Source organism: Micromonospora sp. NPDC023966, assembly GCF_040639095.1.
Lineage (GTDB): Bacteria > Actinomycetota > Actinomycetes > Mycobacteriales > Micromonosporaceae > Micromonospora.
Window position 1 is genome coordinate 224,916 of sequence record NZ_JBEZZJ010000004.1, and the last position, 18,897, is coordinate 243,812.

An 18,897-nucleotide genomic window follows, 5' to 3' on the forward strand; every position below is an offset into this window, starting at 1 on the left:
GGCTAGGCGACGGAGGTGAACGGCCGGTCCCGATTGCCCAGCGGGCGGGGCAACGGCAGGTCGTCCCAGGGCACCCGGTGCAGCAGCCGGTCCAGCAGCAGGCCGAGCAGCAGCCCGGCGACCGAGTCGGTCAGCCAGTGCCAGCCCAGGTACGTGGTGGTGCTCAGCACGATCAGCGGCGGCAGGACCCGGACCACGGTGACCAGCCGGGCCGGGACGGTCCGGCCGACAATGCGCAGCAGCGCCGGCAGCAGCAGGGCGAGCACGCCGTACCAGACGATCGCGTTGGCCACGTGCCCCGACGGGTACGACATTCCGTACACGCCGTCAGTGTGGAAGATCCGGACCGTGTCCGCCTCCGGCAGGTAGGGCGGCTTGATGCTGGCGCTCGGCGCCGCCCGGTCGGTCGAGAGCTTCAGCGGGCCGATGGTCAGGTTGGTGAGCAGGAAGGCGACGACCGGCGGCAGGATGGGGCGCACCGAGCGGAGCCGCAGCCCCACCACCAGGCCCACCCCGGCGGCCAGCAGGGTCAGCGGGGTGCCCTGCCCCAGGAAGTTGAGCAATCGGGCCACCCAGTACGCGGCGGCCGGCCGGTGCGAGTCCGCCCAGTCGGCGACGGCCCGGTCCAGGCCGAGGAGGTGGCCGCTGGCCAGCGCCACGGTCAGCCCGACCAGCGCGGCGAGCAGCAGCCCGTCGAACCACCAGCCGGCCGGCCGGACGGGCCGGAGCCGCGGCATCCGGCGTACCCCTGTGGTCTCCCGCACGCGACCACGCTACCGGCCGCCCGCGGCGCCGGACCGGCGCGGGCGGCGGCGGCTGTGGGCCCAACCACGAAGGGAAGCGCTCCGCGGGGGTGAGCGGTCACACTGGTCCCCGTGCGGATCACCTCGGCCCTCGTCGACCCGGCGCTGCTCGACCTTCCCTGGTCGACCCCGCTGGAGGAGTGGCCTGCCGAACACCTGGTCGCGCTGCCCCAGGGCATCTCGCGGCACATCGTGCGCTTCGTCCGGCTCGGTGGCTACGTCTACGCGGTCAAGGAGACCGGCGAGCGGGTCGCCGAGCGGGAGTACGACCTGCTCCGGGCGCTGGAGCGGATCGACTTCCCGTCGGTCGAGGCGATCGCGATCGTGGCCGACCGGCAGACCGACGAGGGCGAGCCGCTCGACCCGGTGCTGATCACCCGGCACCTCCAGTTCTCGCTGCCCTACCGGGCGCTGTTCTCCCGGACGCTGCGCCCGGAGACCATGAACCGGCTGCTCGACGCGCTGGCGGTGCTGCTGGTCCGGATGCACCTGACCGGCTTCTTCTGGGGCGACTGCTCGCTGTCCAACACCCTGTTCCGGCGGGACGCCGGCGCCTTCGCCGCCTACCTGGTCGACGCCGAGACCGGCGCGCTGCACCCCACCCTCTCCAACGGCCAGCGGGGTGAGGACCTGGAGATCGCCCGGGTCAACATCTTCGGCGAGGCGCTGGACCTCCAGGCCGCGGGCCTGCTCCACGAGTCGATCGACCCCGAGGTGGTCTGCGAGCAGGTCGTGCAGCGCTACGAGCGGCTCTGGCACGAGATCACCTACGAGCAGCAGATCGAGCGGGCGGCCCGGCACGACATCGAGGGCCGCATCCGCCGCCTCAACGAGCTGGGCTTCGACGTCGCCGAGGTGGCCATGTCGACCGTCGACAACGGGCGGTACCTGGTGCGGCCCAAGGTGGTCGACGCCGGCTACCACACCCGGCGGCTGCTCCGGCTCACCGGCCTGGACGCCGAGGAGAACCAGGCCCGCAAGCTCCTCAACGACCTGGACGCGTACCGGGTGGAGAGCGACCTGACCGACGAGCAGCAGGCGGCGCACCGCTGGCTGACCGAGGTGTTCGAGCCGGTGGTCCGGGCGGTGCCGGCGCACCTGCGCCGCAAGCTGGAGCCGCAGGAGCTGTTCGCCCAGATCATCGAGCACAAGTGGCTGCTCTCCGAGCGGGCCGGCCGGGACGTCGGGATGCGTCAGGCGGTGCAGTCGTACCTGGCCGACGTGCTGGTGCACCGCCCGGACGAGCAGGCGGTGCTCGGCGTCGAGGTGCCCACCGCCGGTTGAGCCCGGGCCGCGCCGCGACCCGGTGAGCGTCACTCCACCCAGGCGCCGGCGCGCATCACCCGGACCACGTTGAGGTCGTCGTCCAGGACCACCAGGTCGGCCCGCAGGCCGGTCTGCAACGCGCCCACCCGGTCGCCGAGGCCGATGGCCCGGGCCGGGGTGGTGGCGACCATCCGGCAGGCGTCCGGGAGGGCGATCCCCGCGGCGACGGCGTGCCGCAGCGCGGCGTCCATGGTGAGCGTGCTGCCGGCGATCGCGCCGTCCCGGCTGAGCCGGGCCACCCCGTCGGCCACCGTGACGGCCTGGCCGCCCAGCTCGTACTCCCCGTCGGGCATGCCCGCGGCGGCCATCGCGTCGGTGATCAGGGCGGCCCGCTCCGGGCCGGCCACCGAGGTGGCGAAGCCGAGCATGCCGTCGTGCAGGTGCACCCCGTCGGCGACCAGCTCGCAGACCACGTTCGGGGCGTCCAGCAGGGCGACCACCGGCCCCGGCTCGCGGTGGTGCACCGGGCGCATGCCGTTGAACAGGTGGGTGCCGACGCTCGCGCCGGCCGCCACGGCGGCCCGGGTCTGCTCCCAGGTGGCGTCCGTGTGCCCGACCGCCGCCACCACGCGCTGCCCGACGAGCAGCTTGATCGCCTCCAGCGCGCCGTCCCGCTCGGGCGCCAGGGTGACCATCCGGACCGCGCCGCCGCCCAGCTCGATCAGCTCGGTCAGTTCTTCCATCGACGGGTCGCGGAGGAACTCCGGGTTCTGCGCGCCGCAGCGGTCCGCCGAGAGGTAGGGCCCCTCGAAGTGGATGCCGGCCAGCACCCCGGACTCGACCAGCGGCCGGAAGGCGGCGGTGGCCTCGCGCATCAGCGCGAGCGGGGAGCTGACCAGGCTGGCCAGCAGGGTGGTGGTGCCGTGCCCGAGGTGGAAGTCGGCCGCCTGCCGGGCCGACTCCGCGTCACCGGTGGTGAAGGTGTGCCCGCCCCCGCCGTGGGTGTGCATGTCCACGAAGCCCGGCACGATCCAGTGCCCGTCGCGCACCGTCGGGTACTCGGCGACCGCACTGATCCGGTCCTTCGTGATCTCCACGCAACCCTGCCGGATCACGCCGGCCGGGGTCACCACCTTGCCGGTCACGCGCAGGGTCATCGGCTCTCCTTTGCCAGGGTGTCCAGGGCCAGCAGGGCGGCGCCGAGGCAGCCGGCCTCGTCGCCGAGGGCGGCCGCGACCAGGCGCGGCTCCCGGTGGAAGGTCAGGCGCTCGCGCAGCGCGGCGCGCAGCGGGTCGAACAGCCGGGGCCCGGCCTGGGCCAGCCCGCCGCCGATCACGATGGTCGCCACGTCGAAGAGCGCCTGCCCGGTGGCCAGGCCGTCGGCGAGCGCCTCGACCGCCTCCCGCCAGACCCGGCGGGCCAGCGGCTCACCGGCCGCCGCCCGGTCGGCCACCTCGGCGGCGGTGGCCGGGGCGCCGGACAGCTCGGCGTAGCGGCGGCCGATCGCCGAGGCCGAGGCGACCGCCTCCAGGCAGCCGGGGCGGCCGCAGCCGCAGCGCGGGCCGTCGGGGCGTACCAGGATGTGGCCGATCTCCCCGGCGGCGCCGTGCGCGCCGACGGCGGCCGACCCGTCGACCACATGGGCGGCGGCGATGCCGGTGCCGATCGCGACGAAGAGCACGTGGCCGGCGTCCCGCCCGGCGCCGAGCCGCGCCTCGGCCAGGCCGCCCGCCCGCACGTCGTGGCCGAGCGCCGTCGGCAGGCCGAGCCGCGTCCCGGCCAGCTCCCGCAGGGGTACGTCCCGGAAGCCCACGTTCGCCGACCAGACGGCGATCCCGCGGGCCTCGTCGACCACCCCGGGCACGGCGATGCCGCAGGCCACCGGGGTGAGTCCGTCGGCGCGGGCCTTGCCGGCCAGCCCCTCGGCCACGTCGAGGATCGTGTCGACCACCGCCTCCGGGCCGCGCGCCGCATCGGTGGCGTGCCGTTCGGCGTGCACGGTGGCGCCGTCCGGCCGGACCAGGGCGCACTTCATCCCGGTGCCGCCCACGTCCAGCGCGACGACGACCTCGTCGCCTGGGGTCACGGTGCCCCCTGTGTTCGCGACTGCGGTGCTCGCAACCCCGGCTCACTCCTCGCGATCACGCCAGCACCACGGACCGGGTCAGGTGCCGGGGCGCGTCGGGGTCGAGACCCCGGCTGGTGGCCAGCGCAACGGCGAAGCGCTGGGCGAGGATCAGGTCGGCCATCGGGTCGACCGGGTTGCGGCCGGCGGCCCAGCTGGTCAGGACGGTGTGGCAGCCGTGCGTGCGGCTGTGCACGAAGGCGGCGCCGGTGGCGGCCACGTCCTCCGGCAGCCCCTCCGGGATCCCGCCGAACGCCCAGACCAGCCGCCCCGGGGCGGCGATCGAGATGGGGCCGTGCCGGTAGTCCATGGCCGGGTACGCCTCGGCCCAGAAGGTGGCCGCCTCGCGGCACTTCAGCGCGGCCTCCTGGGCCAGCCCGACGGTCCAGCCGCGGCCGAGGAAGGTGACCTGCTCGATGGTGGCGGGGTCGATCGGCAGCGGGGCCCGGACGGCCACCTCGGCGTCGGCGGCCAGCCGGCCCAGGTCCTCGCCGAGGTGGGCGCGGAGCAGCGCGAGCGCGGTGGTGGCGAAGCGGGTCTGCACCACCGAGCGCTCGTCGGCGAAGGGCAGGTTCACCGCCGCGTCGGCCAGCTCGACGGCCGGCGAGGCCGGGTCGCCGACCAGGACCGTCGTGGGGATCTGCCCGCGCAGTGCGGTGAGCAGGTCCAGCACCTCGGTGGTGGTGCCGGAGCGGGTGATCGCGATGAGCCGGTCGTAGCGGCGGCCGGTGGGGAACTCGCTGGCCTGGAAGGCGTCGGTCTCGCCCTGGCCGGCGCGCTCGCGCAGCCCGGCGTACGCGGCGGCCATGAACCACGACGTGCCGCAGCCGACGACGGCGACCCGCTCGCCGGGGCTCGGCAGGCGGTCGGCGACGGTCGGGGCGAGCCGCGCCGCCTCCCGCCAGCAGTCGGGCTGGCTCGCGATCTCCGCGTGCACGTACGCCATGACAACTCCTCGCCAGGGGAGACCTTGCGCAATACGGCGCGATATGGCCGCCTTTCGCGCGCCATTCTGCGCGATTCGGGGCGGCCGTGGCAACCGGCTCCCAGATCGCGCAGGACAGGGTTTTGCGCCTCGGTAGTTTCGCGCACTACTGTGCACGCAATCAATCACCGTTCGTGCAGAGTCAGTGGAGGCCCCGCGGTGGACCGCTACGCCCGATGGAACGCGCTCCTCGAGATGCTGACGGACAGCGGCCGGGTCAGCGTCGAGGATGCGGCCGAGCGCCTGGACGTCTCCCAGGCCACCATCCGGCGTGACTTCGACCAGCTCGCCCAGCAGCAGATGATCACGCGGACCCGGGGCGGCGCGGTCGCCAACGGCGTCTCCTACGACCTGCCGCTGCGCTACAAGACGGCCAAGCACTCGGCCGAGAAGCAGCGGATCGGCGCTGCCGCCGCCGCGCTGGTCTCCCCGGGCACCGTGGTCGGCCTGAACGGCGGCACCACCAGCACCGAGGTGGCCCGGGCGCTCGCCGTCCGCCCCGATCTGAACACCAGCGCCGAGGGCGCCCAGCTCACCGTGGTCACCAACGCCCTGAACATCGCCAACGAGCTGCTGGTGCGCTCGCGGATGAAGGTGGTGGTGGCCGGCGGCGTGGTCCGGCCCAAGTCGTTCGAGCTGGTCGGCCCGCTGGGCGGGGCGCTGCTGCGCGAGGTGACGCTGGACGTGGCGCTGCTCGGCGTGGACGCCATCGACCCGCAGCTCGGCGCCGCCGCCCACCACGAGGGCGAGGCGGCCATGAACAGCCTCATGGTGGCCCGGGCCAAGCGGGTGGTGGTCATCGCCGACTCGTCCAAGCTGGGCGGACACGCCTTCGCCCGGATCTGCCCGGTGGACCGGGTGGAGACGCTGGTGACCGATTCCGGGGCGTCCCCCGCCGTGGTGCAGGCGTTCCGCGACGCCGGCGTGCACGTCGTCTGCGCCTGACCCGGCTCGCCGGCGCGCCTGACTCCGAATCCGGGAAAACCCCGATGCATACCGGGTATTGTCTCCGGCTGCATACCGCGTATGGTGTCGAGCTGTCACCTACTTATCGGGGGAGGTCAGCTTGTCGGCTGTCCTGGAGATCGAGGGTCTCCGCAAGACGTACCGGAGCCGGAAACGCGGGGTCCGCCACGCGCTCGACGGCTTCGACATGCGGGTCGAGGCCGGCCAGGTGCACGGCTTCCTCGGCCCGAACGGCTCGGGCAAGACCACCACGCTGCGGACGCTGCTCGGGCTCATCCGGCCCAACGGCGGCCGGATGGCCATCCTCGGCCAGGAGCTGCCGCAGGCGCTTCCCGCGGTCGCCGGGCAGGTCGGGGCCATCGTGGAGAGCCCGCAGTTCTTCCCGCACTTCTCCGCCCGGGACACCCTCGGGCTGCTGGCCCAGACCGGTGAGCTGCCGCGGCAGCGGGTCGACGAGGTGCTGGAGCTGGTCGGGCTGCGCGACCGAGCCGGGGAGCGGGTGAAGACCTACTCGCTCGGCATGAAGCAACGGCTCGCGGTCGCCTCCGCGCTGCTGAAGAACCCGAAGCTGCTGATCCTGGACGAGCCGGCCAACGGTCTCGACCCGGGCGGCATCCGGGAGATGCGCACCCTGACGCGGGACCTGGCCGCCGCCGGAATGACCGTCGTGCTCTCCAGCCACATCCTCGGCGAGATCCAGCTCATCTGCGACTCGGTCACCATCATCTCGCTGGGCCGGCGGGTCGCGTACGGCCCGGTCGACGAGGTGCTCGCCGCGCACTCGCAGGGCGCCGTGCGGGTCCGGCTGGAGGCGGTCACCGACCTGCCGCAGGCCGCCGAGGCGCTGACCCGGGCCGGGGTCCGGGTCGCCACCGAGCCCGACCACCTGATGCTCTCGGGCGTCGACAAGCCGGCGGCGGTCAGCCGGGTCCTCGCCGAGCAGGGCCTCTACGTCAGCGAGCTGACCCCGGTCGCGGTCGACCTGGAGAGCGTCTTCCTCGAACTGACCGCCACCGCGCCGGTTCCCGGCCAGCACCGGCAGGTCGACCAGTCCATGAAGGTCGGTGAGCCGGGCAGCGGCGCCACCGGAGGAGGTTGGGGCGCATGAGCCTGTACGTCACCGAACTGCGCCGCCTCACCAAGCGCCGGGTCACCCGGCTGCTGCTGGTCCTGCTGCTGCTCGGGCTGGCCACGGTGGCCACCGCGTTCAGCTTCTCCAGCCACCAGCTCTCCAAGGAGACGGTCGCGGCCGCGCAGGTCGAGTCCGACGCCCAATACCATCGGGCGCTGGAGGACTGGAAGAGGAGCGTCGCGGACTGCGAAGCCGCCAAGGCTCGCGGCGACCAGAACACCGAGGACCGGTACGGCCCGAACTGCGGCCGGGACTGGCAGCCGCAGCCGGACATGTTCGACCCGAAGTGGAACCTGCCCTACCAGTTCGACTTCCGGGCCGAGTTCCCCATGTTCATCGCGGTCTTCGCCGGGGCGGTGGCGCTCTTCGCGTTCATCGTCGGCGCCTCCTACGTGGGCGCCGAGTGGAGCACCGGCGGGATGATGAACCTGCTGCTCTGGCGGCCCAAACGGCTCGCCGTGCTGGGCACCAAGCTGGCCGCGCTGCTCACCACCGTGCTCGGGGTGAGCGTGCTGCTCGGCGCCTTCTGGACCCTCGCCTTCTGGCTCATCGGCCGCTACCGGGGGACCACCGCCGAGGTGACCGCCGGGGTGTGGCGTTCCATCGGCCTGGACGGGTTGCGGGCGGTCGGGCTCATCCTGCTCGTCGGCGCGGTGGCCTTCGCGCTCGCCTCGCTCGGGCGGCACACGGCGATGGCGCTCGGCGCGGCCGTGGCGGTCTTCGCGATCAGCGAGATCGGCATCCGGATCGCGGTGAACGTGCTCTCCGTCCCGTTCGGCGACCGGTACGTCCTCTCCACCTACGCCCAGTCGTGGTTCATGAAGCAGGTGGAGCTCTTCGACTACGACACCTGCCAGTTCGCCAAGGGCGCGTGCGAACCGGCCAAGCTGGTGGTCACCTGGCAGCAGTCCGCGCTGGTGCTCGGGGTGGGCGCCGCCGCGGTGCTGATCGGCGCGTTCTGGTCGATGCGTCGGCGGGACATCGCCTGACCGGCGCGCACCTCGCGTCCGATGCGGGCCGGGCGGACCCTGGTTAGGCTGGGGTCCCCCCGGCCGGCGCCGTCACGCCGGTCCCCGTCCTCCGGAGGAGCGCCATGCCCGCCGACGCCACGGAGCGGGCCGCCATCGACCGGCCCGAGTCGTCCGGGACCGCCGAGGTCGCTCGCCGGGAGGCCGGCGTCACGGTCCCGCCGCCCCGCTCCGCCCCCGCGGTCGAGGCCGCGCCCCCGGACGACGACGCGGCGGTGGCCGCTCCGCCGGCGGAACCCGCCGAGGAGACCGACGGGCTGACCGAGCGGGAGCGGCGGATCCTCACCTTCGAGCAGCAGTGGTGGAAGCACGCGGGCGCCAAGGAACAGGCCATCCGGGACACCTTCGGGCTTTCCGCGACCCGCTACTACCAACTGCTCAACGCGCTGCTCGACCAGCCCGCCGCGCTCGCCGCCGAGCCGGTGCTGGTCGGCCGGCTGCGCCGGCTGCGCTCGTCCCGGGCCCGGAACCGGCGCCGCTGACCGGCCGCGCCTCCCGCGAGTCCGCCCGCCCCGGCATGGGCTCCGGCGCTCCGGGTAGGCGGCGGACGGCGACGGAGGGGAGCAGACGGATGGGGGCACCAGATCGCCGGTACCCGATCGGCAGCCGGCCGGCCCGGCCGGTGGGGACGGCGCCGATGATGCGGGTCCGTTCCGCCTCCGATCCGGCCCCCGGGCGGCTGGAGAACGAGGACGTGGTCTTCCGGTTCGGCCCGCTGGTCGGCGTCCTCGACGGGGCGACCGTGCCGGAGGGCTTCGACACCGGCTGCGTGCACGGGCCGGCCTGGTACGTCCGGCACCTGGCCGCCCGGATCGGCCTGGCCGTCGCGGCCCGCCCGGCGGCGACGCTGATGAGCAGCCTGGCGGCGGCGATCCTGGCGGTGCGGGCGGACCACGGTGGCGAGTGCGACCTGGACCACCCGGGCACCCCGTCCTCCACGGTCTGCCTCCTGCGCGAGGGCGGCGATCAGGTCGACTACCTGGTGCTCTGCGACAGCCCGCTGGTGCTCGACACGGGGGACCGGGTCGACGTGGTCTCCGACGACCGGCTGGACACGGCGCTCGCGGACCTGCGCCGGACCGCCGCCGCGCTGCCGGACGGTGACGTCGACCCGGCGACCCGGTTCAGCCGGGCGGTGACGGTGCAGCGGACCCGGATGAACCGGACCCACGGCTACTGGGCGGCCGCCACCGACCCGGACGCGGCGTATCACGCGGTGACCGGGACGCTGCCGCTGCGCGGTGCGGGGGCGCTGCGGCGGGCCGCGCTGCTCAGCGACGGCGCCTCCTGCGCGGTCGACCAGTTCGGCCTCCTCGACTGGACCGGCCTGCTCGACGTGACGGCGGCCGAGGGCCCGGCGGGGCTGATCGACCGGGTCCGGGCGGCCGAGCGGGACCACCCGGACCGGTTGCGTCGGCGCAAGCGCACGGATGACGCCTCGGTGGTGCTCTGCGAGTTCGGTCCGGCGGAGTGAGCACCCTCACCGCCAGAACGGACCGGTCGGCTGACAACGGAGCGTGAGGCGGAACTCCCCGGGGGTACGACCGGTCGACCCCCTCCGCCGGACCGGCAGTCCGAGCCCAAAGGGGTGGACTTGGGCCGGTACGACCGGCAGACTGCGGCTCGTGACGGGTGCGGTACGACTGGAGCCGGTGGACGAGCGGAACCTGGAGCCGTTGCTCTCCGTAGCGGCTGCCGAGGCGGAGCCGGAGGACGTCATGCCCCCGGTGGAGGCCCCGGCCGGTTGGTCGCTGGCCCGCCGGGAGGCCTTCCGTGAGTTCCACCGGGCGAGCTTCGGCGGGCTGGACGGCCCGACCCGCACCCGGATGTACGCGATCGTGGCCGGCGGCGAGGTGGTCGGCATGGTCCGGATGACCCGCTGCGACGAGCCGGGGACGGTGGAGACCGGGATGTGGCTCGGCCGCTCGGCGCGGGGCCAGGGGCTCGGCGCGGCGGCCCTGCGCGAGCTGCTCCACGCCGCCGCGGCGGCCGGCATGCACATGGTCGTGGCTGAGACGACACCGGACAACCACGGCGCTGTCTCGGTTCTTCGTAAATGCGGCGCGGAATTGCGCGAGAAGAATGGAAAGCTGCGCGCGGAAATGTGTCTGGATTCCGCCCTGCCGACGCATTGAGTTCTTTGCTTGCCTCCGGGCTTTTTTTTGGGATTGCCCTGCCCGGCTGGGCTCTTCTGACCGTTTTGCGTGCTCTCTGCCCCCGACGAACCGCCTATCCAATTCGCTGGTGACAGGCGTCTCCGCAATTACATCGGAATGTTTTGCGGGTGGGGGGACGGGTACTGCCCGCCGGGTCCGCTGATACGGGACGCCGGTCGCAGGCCCTATTCCCGCTGATCCCCGGTAGCTGCATTCCCGGGCCTGCTCCACGCAAGAGGTGTCCGCTTCCACCGGGGAGCGAAGGAGAACTGATGAAGAGCGGAGCACGGGTGGCGCTGGCGGTGGGCTTCGGCTACCTCCTCGGGCGCCGGAAGAAGATGCGTACCGCCCTCACCCTGGCTGCGGCGGTGGCGGCCGGGCGGGCCAGCCAGCGACCGGGCGGCCTGAAGCAACTCGGCGCGAACCTGATGAACGTGCACCCCCACCTCGGCAACCTCGGCAAGCTGGGCGCCCCGCTGGCCACCGCAGGCAAGGCCGCGGCGTCCGCCGCCGCGGGCAGCGGCATCGACGCGCTCAGCGGCAAGCTGCGCGGCAGCGCCGACGCGCTGCGCCGGAAGTCCGGCGGCGGCCGGTCCGGCGGTGACCAGTCCGGCGGTGACCGCCCGGACGAGGAGCCCGCCGGCGACGAGCGCTCCGCCCCCGACGAGGAGCAGGAGCTCGACGAGCAGCCCGCGGCGCGGGACGAGCAGGACCGGGGCGACCGCCCGGTCGCCGCGCGACGGCAGCGGGGGCGGTGACCATGCCGACCAGCAACCTCACGGACAAGGCCCGGGACCAGCTCGGCGGCGAGCTGCGCAACCTCGCCTCGGCCATCGGTGAGCGGGCGATGCACGTGGTCACCGAGCGGATCACCGGCGCCACCGGGCGGCTCAGCGAGTACGCCAAGCAGGGCGGCGGACCCGGCCTGGTCGCCGCCGCCACCGGCGCGCAGAAGCTCGCCGAGGGCCACTCCCCGGTCAAGGCCATGTTCCAAGCCGGCCTGGCCGGCGGTAAGGAGAAGTTGATGTCGGCGTTCGGCGGTGGCAAGGGTGGCAAGGGCGGCGGCAAGAAGCTCAAGGTCACCAACATCGTCGAGACGATCGAGGTCGGCGTGCCGGTCCGGGTCGCGTACAACCAGTGGACCCAGTTCGGCGACTTCCCGAGCTTCATGAAGAAGGTCGAGCAGGCGGACTGCGACTCGGACGAGAAGATGACCTGGAAGGCGCAGGTCTTCTGGTCGCACCGGACCTGGGAGTCGACCATCGTCCGGCAGATCCCGGACCGGCTCATCCACTGGCGGTCCAAGGGCGAGAAGGGCTCCGTCGACGGCACGGTCAGCTTCCACGAGGTCGGCCCCGAGCTGACGAAGATCCTGGTCGTGCTGGAGTACCACCCGCAGGGCCTCTTCGAGCACACCGGCAACCTGTGGCGCGCCCAGGGCCGCCGCGTCCGGCTGGAGCTGAAGCACTTCGTCCGGCACGTGATGACCCAGACCGTGCTCGATCCCGACTCGGTCGAGGGCTGGCGCGGCGAGATCGAGGACTCCCAGGTGGTCAAGGACCACGAGGCCGCGCTCCGCGAGGAGCAGGAGGCCCACGAGGAGGAGTCCCGCGCACAGCGGCGGGGCCGCCCCGAGGAGCCCGAGGAGGAGCCGGAGGAGGAACCCGAGGAGGAGCCGGAGGAGGAGCGCCGGCCCGCCGGACGCGGTCGCCGCCGGCCGCCGCCGCCGCGCCGCCGTCCCACCCCCGACGAGGAGGAGTACGCGGACTACGACGAGGGCGACGACTTCGACGACGACGAGTACGCCGAGGAGCCCGAGGAGGAGGCGCGCCCGCGCCGCCGCGAGCCCGAGCGGGCCCGCCGCCCCCAGCCCCGCGAGGAGCGGGAGGCGCGCCCCGAGCGCCCGCGCCCGGTCCGCCGGGCTCCCGAGACACCACGACGGCCGGTGGTGCGCCGCCGGCGGGAGGAGCGTGAGGAATGACCGTCGCCACCACGACAGGTCAACCGGGCAGCGCACTGGAGCGCACCAGCGGCGGCGGCGGGGGCACCCTCGCCGACGTCGTGGAGACCGTGCTGGACAAGGGCGTGGTGATCGACGCCCAGGTGTCCGTCGCCGTGGTCGGCATCCAGCTTCTGGAGATCAACGCCCGGGTGGTGATCGCCAGCGTCGAGACGTACCTGCGGTTCGCCGAGGCGGTCGACCGGCTGAGCATCGTGCCGAAGGACCAGAAGGGCCTGCCGGACCTCGTGGGTGACGCGGCCGGCGCGGCCACCAAGGGCAAGGCGGTCTCCGGGCTCGGCAAGGCGGCTCAGGAGATCAGCGGCGCGGTGGCGGATTCGCTCCGGGACCGCGGCTCCGAGCCGGAGCGGGAGCGGGAGCGGGAGCGGGAGCGGCCGCGCCGGCGGCGGGACGAGGAGCGCTGACATGGCCCAGGAGAACGGACTGTTCATCTACGGCATCGTGCCGTCCGACGTGGAGCCGACCCCCGAGGCGGAGGGGGTCGGCTCCCCGCCCGGCGAGGTGACCGCCGTCCGGCACGGCGAGCTGGCCGCGCTGGTCAGCCAGGTCGGGCTGGAGGAGCCGCTGGGCCGGCCGGCCGACCTGACCGCGTACGAGCGGCTGCTGGACGGGACCGCGGTGGTCGCGCCGGTGCTGCCGGTGCGGTTCGGCACGGTGGTGACCGGCGAGGACGCGGTCGAGGACCTGCTCGCCGCGCACCACGACCGGTTCGCCGCCGCCCTCGACGAGTTCGAGGACCGGCTCCAGTACACCGTGCACGGGCGCTTCGAGGAGCAGGAGTTCATCGCCGGCTTCCTGGCGGAGAACGCCTCCGCCGCGGCTCTCGCCGACGAGGTGCGCGGCCGGCCGGAGGTGGAGAGCCGCGAGCAGCGGATCCGGCTCGGCGAGATGATCAGCCAGGCGGTCGAGCTGCGCCGGGAGGCGGAGAACCGCGACCTGATCGACGCGGTCGGCGGGTACGCGGTGGCGAACGAGGCGCTCCCGCCCAGCCACGAGCTGGACGCGCTGCGCGTCTCCTTCCTGATCGCGGGCGACGACGAGGACGACTTCGTCCGGGCGGTGGAGGACTTCGCCGAGCGGCGGCGGGACCTGATCCGGATGCGGCTCATCGGCCCGCTGGCCCCGTACGACTTCGTCAGCGCGCACCAGCTGGTGGAGTGAGCGGTGGACATCCTGTGGACGCTGCTGACCCTGCCGTACGCGCCGGTTCGCGGGCTCACCGCGCTGGTCAAGGTGGTCGCGCGGGAGGCCGAGTCCCAGCAGCACAACCCGGTCAACATCCGGCGCGAGCTGGAGGAGCTGGACGAGGCGGCGGCGGCCGGCGACATCACGCCGGAGGAGCGGGACCGCGGGCAGCAGCAGGTGCTGGACCGGCTCACCACGCCGGCCGCCGACGCCGGACGTGCCCCGGCGCGGCGCAACGGCGCGCCCCGGCGGCCGGCGTCCGCCCGGCGGGGGACCACCGACCGCCGGGACGAGCCGCGTCGCGGACGAGGGGGACGACGATGACAGCACGGATCCGGGGCGACGGCGACCGGGAGCGGTGGCGCGACCGGGGCGGTCGGGCCGAGGAGCGGTACATCGACGAGAGCGACGAGGAGGCCATCAGCGCGGCCGAGGCGGCCCGGGAGGGGCTGCGCCAGATCGTCGCCCTGACCGGCCGGGATCCGCTCGGGACCACCTCGATCCAGCCCACCGACGACGGCTGGCTGGTCGGCGTGGAGGTGGTCGAGGACCACCGCATTCCGGCGTCGACCGACCTGCTCGGCCTCTACGAGGTCGAGCTGGACATGACCGGCAGCCTGCTCGGCTACCGGCGGACGCGCCGCTACCAGCGCGGCAAGGGAGACTGAGATGACCATTGGGCGGGCGCCGTCGGTCGTGCAGAACTCCGGTCAGGTGCTGCCGGCCGGCCACGAGCCGGCGAACCTCGGCGACATCCTGGAGCGGGTGCTGGACCGGGGCATCGTGATCGCCGGTGACATCCGGGTCAGCCTGCTCGACATCGAGCTGCTGACGTTGAAGCTGCGGCTGGTCATCGCCTCGGTGGACACCGCCCGGCAGATCGGCATCGACTGGTGGGAGCACGACCCGTGGCTCAGCTCCCGGGCCCGCCCGCCGGTCGAGCCCGGTCCCCGCGACCCTGAGGAGGTCGAGGCGTCCCGCCGGCCGCGGGTGGCCGCCCGAGCCGCCCGGGCCGAGCGGGACGCGAGGAAGGGCTGGCATGACCACGACCTCTGACCCCATCCCGGAAACCGGAACCGCGGTCTGGCTGCACGGGGTGGTGACCGGGACGGCCACGCCGGCCGGGCTCCCCGGCATCGCCGGCACGCCGGTCCGGGCCGTGGCCGCCGCCGGCCTGGTCGCCGTGGTCAGCGACGCGCCGCTCAGCGAGTACGGCGAGGCCGCGCTGCGCCGCAACCTGGAGGACCTGGCCTGGCTGGAGCGGGCGGCCCGCTCCCACCACGCCGTGGTGGACGCGCTGTCCCGGTCCGGCGCGGTGGTGCCGGCCCGGCTCGCCACCGTCCACCGCGACGACGACCGGGTGGCCCGGGTGCTGGTCGAGCGGCGCGACGAGCTGGCCGGCACGCTGGCCCGGCTCGCCGGCCGCGCGGAGTGGGGCGTCAAGGGGTACGTGGTGCCCGGCGCGGCCCCACGGGTCGAGGAGCCCGCCGGTGAGGTCGGGGCCGGCGTGGCGTACCTGCGGCGGCGCAAGGCCCAGCTCACCGCCCGGGAGGAGGGGCAGCGGGTCGCCGCCGACGGGGCCGCCGCCGTGCACGCCGCCCTGGCCGGGCACGCGGTCGCCGCCCGCCGGCACGCCCCGCAGGACCGGCGGCTGTCCGGCGCGCCCACCGCCATGGTGCTCAACGGGGCCTACCTGGTCGACACGGACCGGTGGGACGGCTTCGCCGCGCTGGCCCGCGAGCTGGCGGAGGGCCACCCCGAGCTGCGGCTGGAACTGACCGGCCCGTGGCCGCCGTACTCCTTCGTGGCGGAACCGGAGGCGGAGCCGGCATGGGCGTGACCACGCTTGCGCCCAGCAGCGCCGACGACCCGCTGACCTACCGACCGGTGGCCCTGGTCGACCTGCTCGACCGGGTGCTCGCCACCGGCGTGGTGATCAGCGGGGACATCACCCTGGCCATCGCGGACATCGACCTGGTCCGCATCTCCCTGCGTGCGCTGATCGCCTCGGTCGGCGCGCTCGCTCCGCCCGAGCCGGAGGCCGCCCCGTGACCGGGCGGGACGAGGCGGCCGAGCTGGCCGCGGCGCTGGGCGAGCCGGGGTGGACGGCGCCCCGGGTCCGGCCGCTGGACCGCCGGCTCGCCGTGGACCAGGACTCGGTCGAGCGGGGGCTGGCAAGCCTGGTGCTGACCGTGATCGAGCTGCTCCGGCAACTGATGGAACGACAGGCGCTGCGCCGGGTCGACCTGGGCGACCTGACCGACGAGCAGGTCGAGCGGATCGGCGCCACGCTGATGGCGCTGGAGGAGCAGATGACCCAGCTCCGTGAGTACTTCGGCCTGGCCCCAGAGGACCTCAACCTCGATCTCGGCCCGCTCGGCCCGCTGCTGCCCACCGACTGAGTCGGCCCCGGCTCAACGGGTGGCCGCGTACGCCGCGAGCCGGGCGAGCTGGACCGGGTCGAGGGACGGGCGGACGCGGGTGCGGGCCGCCTCGACGTGCGCCGCGGTGACCGTGCTGGCCGCCAGCGACTCACGCATCGCGGCGAGGGCCGCCTCGCGGATCAGGGCGGCGCAGTCGGCCGCGGAGAACCCGTCCAGCTCCGCGCCGAGCGCGGTGAGGTCCACGTCGGGCGCGAGCGGGACGTTCCGGGCGGCCGCCCGGAGGATCTCCCCGCGGGCCGGCCCGTCCGGCGGCGGCACGTACACCAGGCGTTCCAGCCGGCCGGGGCGGAGCAGTGCCGGGTCGACCAGCTCCGGCCGGTTGGTCGCGCCGACCACCACCACGTTGCGCAGCGCCTCCACCCCGTCCAGCTCGGTGAGCAGCGCGGCGACCACCCGGTCGGTGGTACCGCCGTCGGTGGCCTGGCCGCGGACCGGCGCGAGGGCGTCCACCTCGTCGAGGAAGACCAGGGTGGGTGCCGCCTCGCGGGCCCGGCGGAACAGCTCGCGGACCGCGCGTTCGCTCTCCCCGACCCACTTGGAGAGCAGCTCCGCGCCCTTCACCGACAGCACGTTGGCCCGGCCCGAGCCGGCCAGGGCGGTGACCAGGTAGGTCTTGCCGCAGCCGGGCGGCCCGTAGAGCAACACCCCGCGCGGCGGCGTCACGCCCAGCCGGGCGAAGGTGTCCGGGTAGGTCAGCGGCCAGAGCACCGACTCGGTCAACGTCTGCTTGACCTCGTGCAGGCCGCCGACGTCGTCCAGGGTCACCGACGCCAGTTCCAGGGTGGACGCGGCCATCGTGGTGGGCCGGACCACCTCCAGGGCGGCGGTGAAGTCGGCCATCGCCACGGTCGGCGTCTCCGCCGCCTTCTGCCGCAGCGCCGCCCGCACCCCGGCCTCCCGGACCAGCGCGGCCAGGTCGGCGGCCACGAACCCCGGCGTACGGGCGGCCACCTCGTCCAGCCGGACGTCGTCGGCCAGCGGCACCTGCCGGGTGAGCACGGTCAGCTGTTCCCGGCGCAGCGCCGGGTCGGGCAGCGGCACGGTGATCCGCAGCGAGAGCAGGTCCGGGGCGCGCAGCGCCGGGTCCACCGCCTCGGGGCGCCCGGTGGTGCAGACCACCGCCGCGCCGGCCCGGACCGTCTCGCCGACCACCTGCCGGAACACGGTGGCCAGCGGGCCGGGCTCGTCGGCCGGGGCGATCGCCTCCACGTCGGTGACCAGCAGCACGGCCGGGCCGTTGGCGAGGACCGCCGAGGCGGCCTCGCGCAGCCGGCGGGCCGCCGCGTCGTTGCTCAGCGCGGCCAGCTCCGGCGCCCAGAGCGGGCGGACCCGGGCGCGGACCCGGGCGGCGACCGCGCGGACCAGCGCCGACTTGCCGGAGCCGGCCGGGCCGCCGATGAGCACGCCGAGCGAGACCGTGGTGCCGAGCCGGCCCAGCACCTCCGCGTGGTGGAACCCCAGGTCGAGAAGTTCGGTCAGCTCCTCGGCCTGGGCCCGCAGCCCGGGCAGCTCGTCCACGTCCGGGGCGTCCTCGGGGCCGAGCAGGCCGTCGGCCGGCGAGGCGACCCCGGCCGGTGCGGCCGGGGTCGCCTCGCCGGCCGGGCCCGAGCCGCGGGTGGCCGCGCCGTGCTCCCAGCCGACCACGGTGTCCATGGTGACCAGCGCGCCGGTCGCCGGCTCGGCCGCCACCACGGTGAGCAGGGTGCTGGTCCAGGCGTACCCGACGGTGCTGGCGAGGCTGCGCCGGGCGGCCTCGACCAGGCCGCGGAGCGCGGCGTCGGGGAGCACGTCCTGGGGCAGCAGCGAGACGTCGTCCCCCGCGGTGACCACCTTGCCGAGCAGCGCGAGCCGGAGCATCTCCGGAGACACCGCGGCGACGACGCCGACCGGGCCGGCCAGGGTGACCCGGCGGGCCGGGGCGGCCGGCAGCGGGCTCACCGTGACCTGCCCGCCGTCGCGCAGGCCCAGGTTGCCCAGCAGCAAGTCGTCGGCGTAGAGCAGCGCGCTGCTCGCGGTCGGCTCGGCCGGGGCGGCGATGCCGGCGGTCACCCGGCGGCCGGCCAGCCGCACCGGGTCGCCGGGGCGCAGCGCCAGCGCGGTCAGCACCTCGGGGTGCAGGCGGACGACGCCGCGCCGGGCGTCCAGCGCCGCCGGCCGCAGGCTCGCGGTCAGGGTCAGGTCGGGTTCCGCCACCCGCCCGACAGTAGCCGTCGGCACCACGTCGTGCCCCCGGCCCGGCCGGCCGCGTCAGAGCGGGCCGGTGTCCTCCAGCAGGGAGGGATCGCGCCGGATCATCTCGGCCAGCCGGGCCGCCGGGTCGGTGGCCACCCCGTCCTGCCCGGGGGCCGGCACCGTCTTCACCGACATCGGCCAGGCCGGCGGCGGCGCCGGCGCGGGCGCCGCGCCGACCGTCACCTCGGGGCCGGACCAGGAGACCCGCAACGGGTACGCCCGCCCGCCCAGCTCCACCCGCAGGGTGACGGCCAGTCCGGGGTGCTCGGCCACCACCCGGCGGACCGCCTCGGCCACCTCCTCGACCGGGTCGCGCGGCTCGGGCGGGTCGCCGCCACGCAGCCGGTACGCGCCGTGCCCCGCCCGCCCGTCCACCGGCTCGCCCGGCGGCGCCGGCACGTCGCCCGGCCCGGTCTCCTCGGCCTGCTCGCCGGGGAGTGGCGCCCGGCGGCGCAGCGCCTCCTCGCGCCGCGCGAGCCGGGCCAGGGTCTCGTCCAGATCACCTCTCATCACGTCCACCCCTTCCGTGACCACGGGTCGAACCGACGGGACGGT

The 18,897-nt window shown here is 74.9% G+C and carries 22 protein-coding genes and 1 pseudogene; 17 read left to right on the top strand and 6 right to left on the bottom strand.

Annotated elements, in window-relative coordinates:
- Positions 1-2 precede the first annotated feature (2 nt).
- Positions 3-737, bottom strand: coding sequence for a phosphatase PAP2 family protein (locus AB0F68_RS09340; RefSeq protein ID WP_357334737.1), 735 nt, complete (start codon positions 735-737; stop codon positions 3-5).
- A 138-nt stretch (positions 738-875) separates the two neighbouring features.
- Between AB0F68_RS09340 and AB0F68_RS09345 the strand changes: the two genes are divergently transcribed.
- Positions 876-2,087 carry a DUF4032 domain-containing protein gene (locus tag AB0F68_RS09345; protein ID WP_357334287.1) on the top strand — a complete coding sequence of 404 codons (1,212 nt, stop codon included), beginning with the start codon at positions 876-878 and terminating at the stop codon, positions 2,085-2,087.
- A gap of 29 nt (positions 2,088-2,116) precedes the next feature.
- Here the strand turns inward: AB0F68_RS09345 and nagA are convergent, their stop codons facing one another.
- The 3 genes from nagA to AB0F68_RS09360 all read right to left on the bottom strand — a co-directional run bounded on the left by nagA (position 2,117) and on the right by AB0F68_RS09360 (position 5,140).
- Positions 2,117-3,226: an N-acetylglucosamine-6-phosphate deacetylase gene (nagA, locus tag AB0F68_RS09350; protein ID WP_357334290.1), complete on the bottom strand. Its 1,110-nt coding sequence runs from the start codon at positions 3,224-3,226 to the stop codon at positions 2,117-2,119.
- A complete protein-coding gene (locus AB0F68_RS09355; RefSeq protein ID WP_357334740.1) occupies positions 3,223-4,104 on the bottom strand; it encodes an ROK family protein in 882 nt (293 codons plus the stop codon). Before AB0F68_RS09355 ends, nagA begins: the two co-directional genes overlap by 4 nt.
- Positions 4,105-4,210: 106 nt before the next feature.
- Positions 4,211-5,140, bottom strand: coding sequence for a sugar isomerase (locus tag AB0F68_RS09360; RefSeq protein WP_357334292.1), 930 nt, complete (start codon positions 5,138-5,140; stop codon positions 4,211-4,213).
- Between the two features lie 198 nt (positions 5,141-5,338).
- Between AB0F68_RS09360 and AB0F68_RS09365 the strand changes: the two genes are divergently transcribed.
- The 16 genes and pseudogenes from AB0F68_RS09365 to AB0F68_RS09440 all read left to right on the top strand — a co-directional run bounded on the left by AB0F68_RS09365 (position 5,339) and on the right by AB0F68_RS09440 (position 16,068).
- Positions 5,339-6,124 carry a DeoR/GlpR family DNA-binding transcription regulator gene (locus AB0F68_RS09365; protein ID WP_357334294.1) on the top strand — a complete coding sequence of 262 codons (786 nt, stop codon included), beginning with the start codon at positions 5,339-5,341 and terminating at the stop codon, positions 6,122-6,124.
- A gap of 121 nt (positions 6,125-6,245) precedes the next feature.
- Positions 6,246-7,253 (top strand): ATP-binding cassette domain-containing protein, encoded by a 1,008-nt coding sequence (locus AB0F68_RS09370; protein WP_357334296.1) that lies wholly within the window; start codon positions 6,246-6,248, stop codon positions 7,251-7,253.
- Positions 7,250-8,266: an ABC transporter permease subunit gene (locus AB0F68_RS09375; protein WP_357334298.1), complete on the top strand. Its 1,017-nt coding sequence runs from the start codon at positions 7,250-7,252 to the stop codon at positions 8,264-8,266. The genes AB0F68_RS09370 and AB0F68_RS09375 overlap by 4 nt, the downstream gene beginning before the upstream one ends.
- 104 nt (positions 8,267-8,370) lie before the next feature.
- The gene (locus tag AB0F68_RS09380) at positions 8,371-8,787 is read left to right on the top strand and encodes a DUF3263 domain-containing protein (protein WP_357334300.1); all 417 of its coding nucleotides are present in this window, start codon (positions 8,371-8,373) and stop codon (positions 8,785-8,787) included.
- Positions 8,788-8,876: 89 nt separating this feature from the next.
- Entirely contained in the window at positions 8,877-9,779 is a 903-nt protein-coding gene (locus tag AB0F68_RS09385; protein ID WP_357334302.1) for a hypothetical protein, read from the top strand.
- A gap of 151 nt (positions 9,780-9,930) precedes the next feature.
- Complete coding sequence (locus AB0F68_RS09390; protein ID WP_357334304.1) at positions 9,931-10,440, top strand: GNAT family N-acetyltransferase; 510 nt, start codon at positions 9,931-9,933, stop codon at positions 10,438-10,440.
- A gap of 293 nt (positions 10,441-10,733) precedes the next feature.
- The gene (locus tag AB0F68_RS09395) at positions 10,734-11,219 is read left to right on the top strand and encodes a hypothetical protein (protein ID WP_357334306.1); all 486 of its coding nucleotides are present in this window, start codon (positions 10,734-10,736) and stop codon (positions 11,217-11,219) included.
- A 2-nt stretch (positions 11,220-11,221) separates the two neighbouring features.
- Entirely contained in the window at positions 11,222-12,442 is a 1,221-nt protein-coding gene (locus tag AB0F68_RS09400) for an SRPBCC family protein (RefSeq protein ID WP_357334308.1), read from the top strand.
- Positions 12,439-12,660 (top strand): annotated as a pseudogene (gene gvpJ, locus AB0F68_RS09405) (gas vesicle protein GvpJ); the annotation flags it as partial. The gene AB0F68_RS09400 and the pseudogene gvpJ (AB0F68_RS09405), both read left to right, overlap by 4 nt.
- A 226-nt stretch (positions 12,661-12,886) precedes the next feature.
- Positions 12,887-13,642: a GvpL/GvpF family gas vesicle protein gene (locus AB0F68_RS09410; protein WP_357334311.1), complete on the top strand. Its 756-nt coding sequence runs from the start codon at positions 12,887-12,889 to the stop codon at positions 13,640-13,642.
- A 3-nt stretch (positions 13,643-13,645) separates the two neighbouring features.
- Positions 13,646-13,990: a gas vesicle protein GvpG gene (locus AB0F68_RS09415; protein WP_357334313.1), complete on the top strand. Its 345-nt coding sequence runs from the start codon at positions 13,646-13,648 to the stop codon at positions 13,988-13,990.
- On the top strand, positions 13,987-14,334 hold the full coding sequence (gvpO, locus tag AB0F68_RS09420) for a gas vesicle protein GvpO (protein ID WP_357334315.1): 348 nt from the start codon (positions 13,987-13,989) through the stop codon (positions 14,332-14,334). Before AB0F68_RS09415 ends, gvpO begins: the two co-directional genes overlap by 4 nt.
- A 1-nt stretch (position 14,335) precedes the next feature.
- Complete coding sequence (gvpJ, locus tag AB0F68_RS09425; protein WP_357334318.1) at positions 14,336-14,722, top strand: gas vesicle protein GvpJ; 387 nt, start codon at positions 14,336-14,338, stop codon at positions 14,720-14,722.
- On the top strand, positions 14,706-15,506 hold the full coding sequence (locus AB0F68_RS09430; RefSeq protein ID WP_357334320.1) for a GvpL/GvpF family gas vesicle protein: 801 nt from the start codon (positions 14,706-14,708) through the stop codon (positions 15,504-15,506). The genes gvpJ (AB0F68_RS09425) and AB0F68_RS09430 overlap by 17 nt, the downstream gene beginning before the upstream one ends.
- Complete coding sequence (locus AB0F68_RS09435; RefSeq protein ID WP_357334322.1) at positions 15,497-15,718, top strand: gas vesicle protein; 222 nt, start codon at positions 15,497-15,499, stop codon at positions 15,716-15,718. Before AB0F68_RS09430 ends, AB0F68_RS09435 begins: the two co-directional genes overlap by 10 nt.
- The gene (locus AB0F68_RS09440) at positions 15,715-16,068 is read left to right on the top strand and encodes a gas vesicle protein K (protein WP_357334325.1); all 354 of its coding nucleotides are present in this window, start codon (positions 15,715-15,717) and stop codon (positions 16,066-16,068) included. The genes AB0F68_RS09435 and AB0F68_RS09440 overlap by 4 nt, the downstream gene beginning before the upstream one ends.
- Before the next feature lie 12 nt (positions 16,069-16,080).
- On the opposite strand, the gene AB0F68_RS09445 is transcribed toward AB0F68_RS09440, so the two are convergent.
- Both AB0F68_RS09445 and AB0F68_RS09450 read right to left on the bottom strand, forming a co-directional pair.
- A complete protein-coding gene (locus AB0F68_RS09445) occupies positions 16,081-18,303 on the bottom strand; it encodes an AAA family ATPase (protein WP_357334327.1) in 2,223 nt (740 codons plus the stop codon).
- Positions 18,304-18,357: 54 nt separating this feature from the next.
- A complete protein-coding gene (locus AB0F68_RS09450) occupies positions 18,358-18,852 on the bottom strand; it encodes a hypothetical protein (protein WP_357334329.1) in 495 nt (164 codons plus the stop codon).
- Positions 18,853-18,897: the final 45 nt, after the last annotated feature.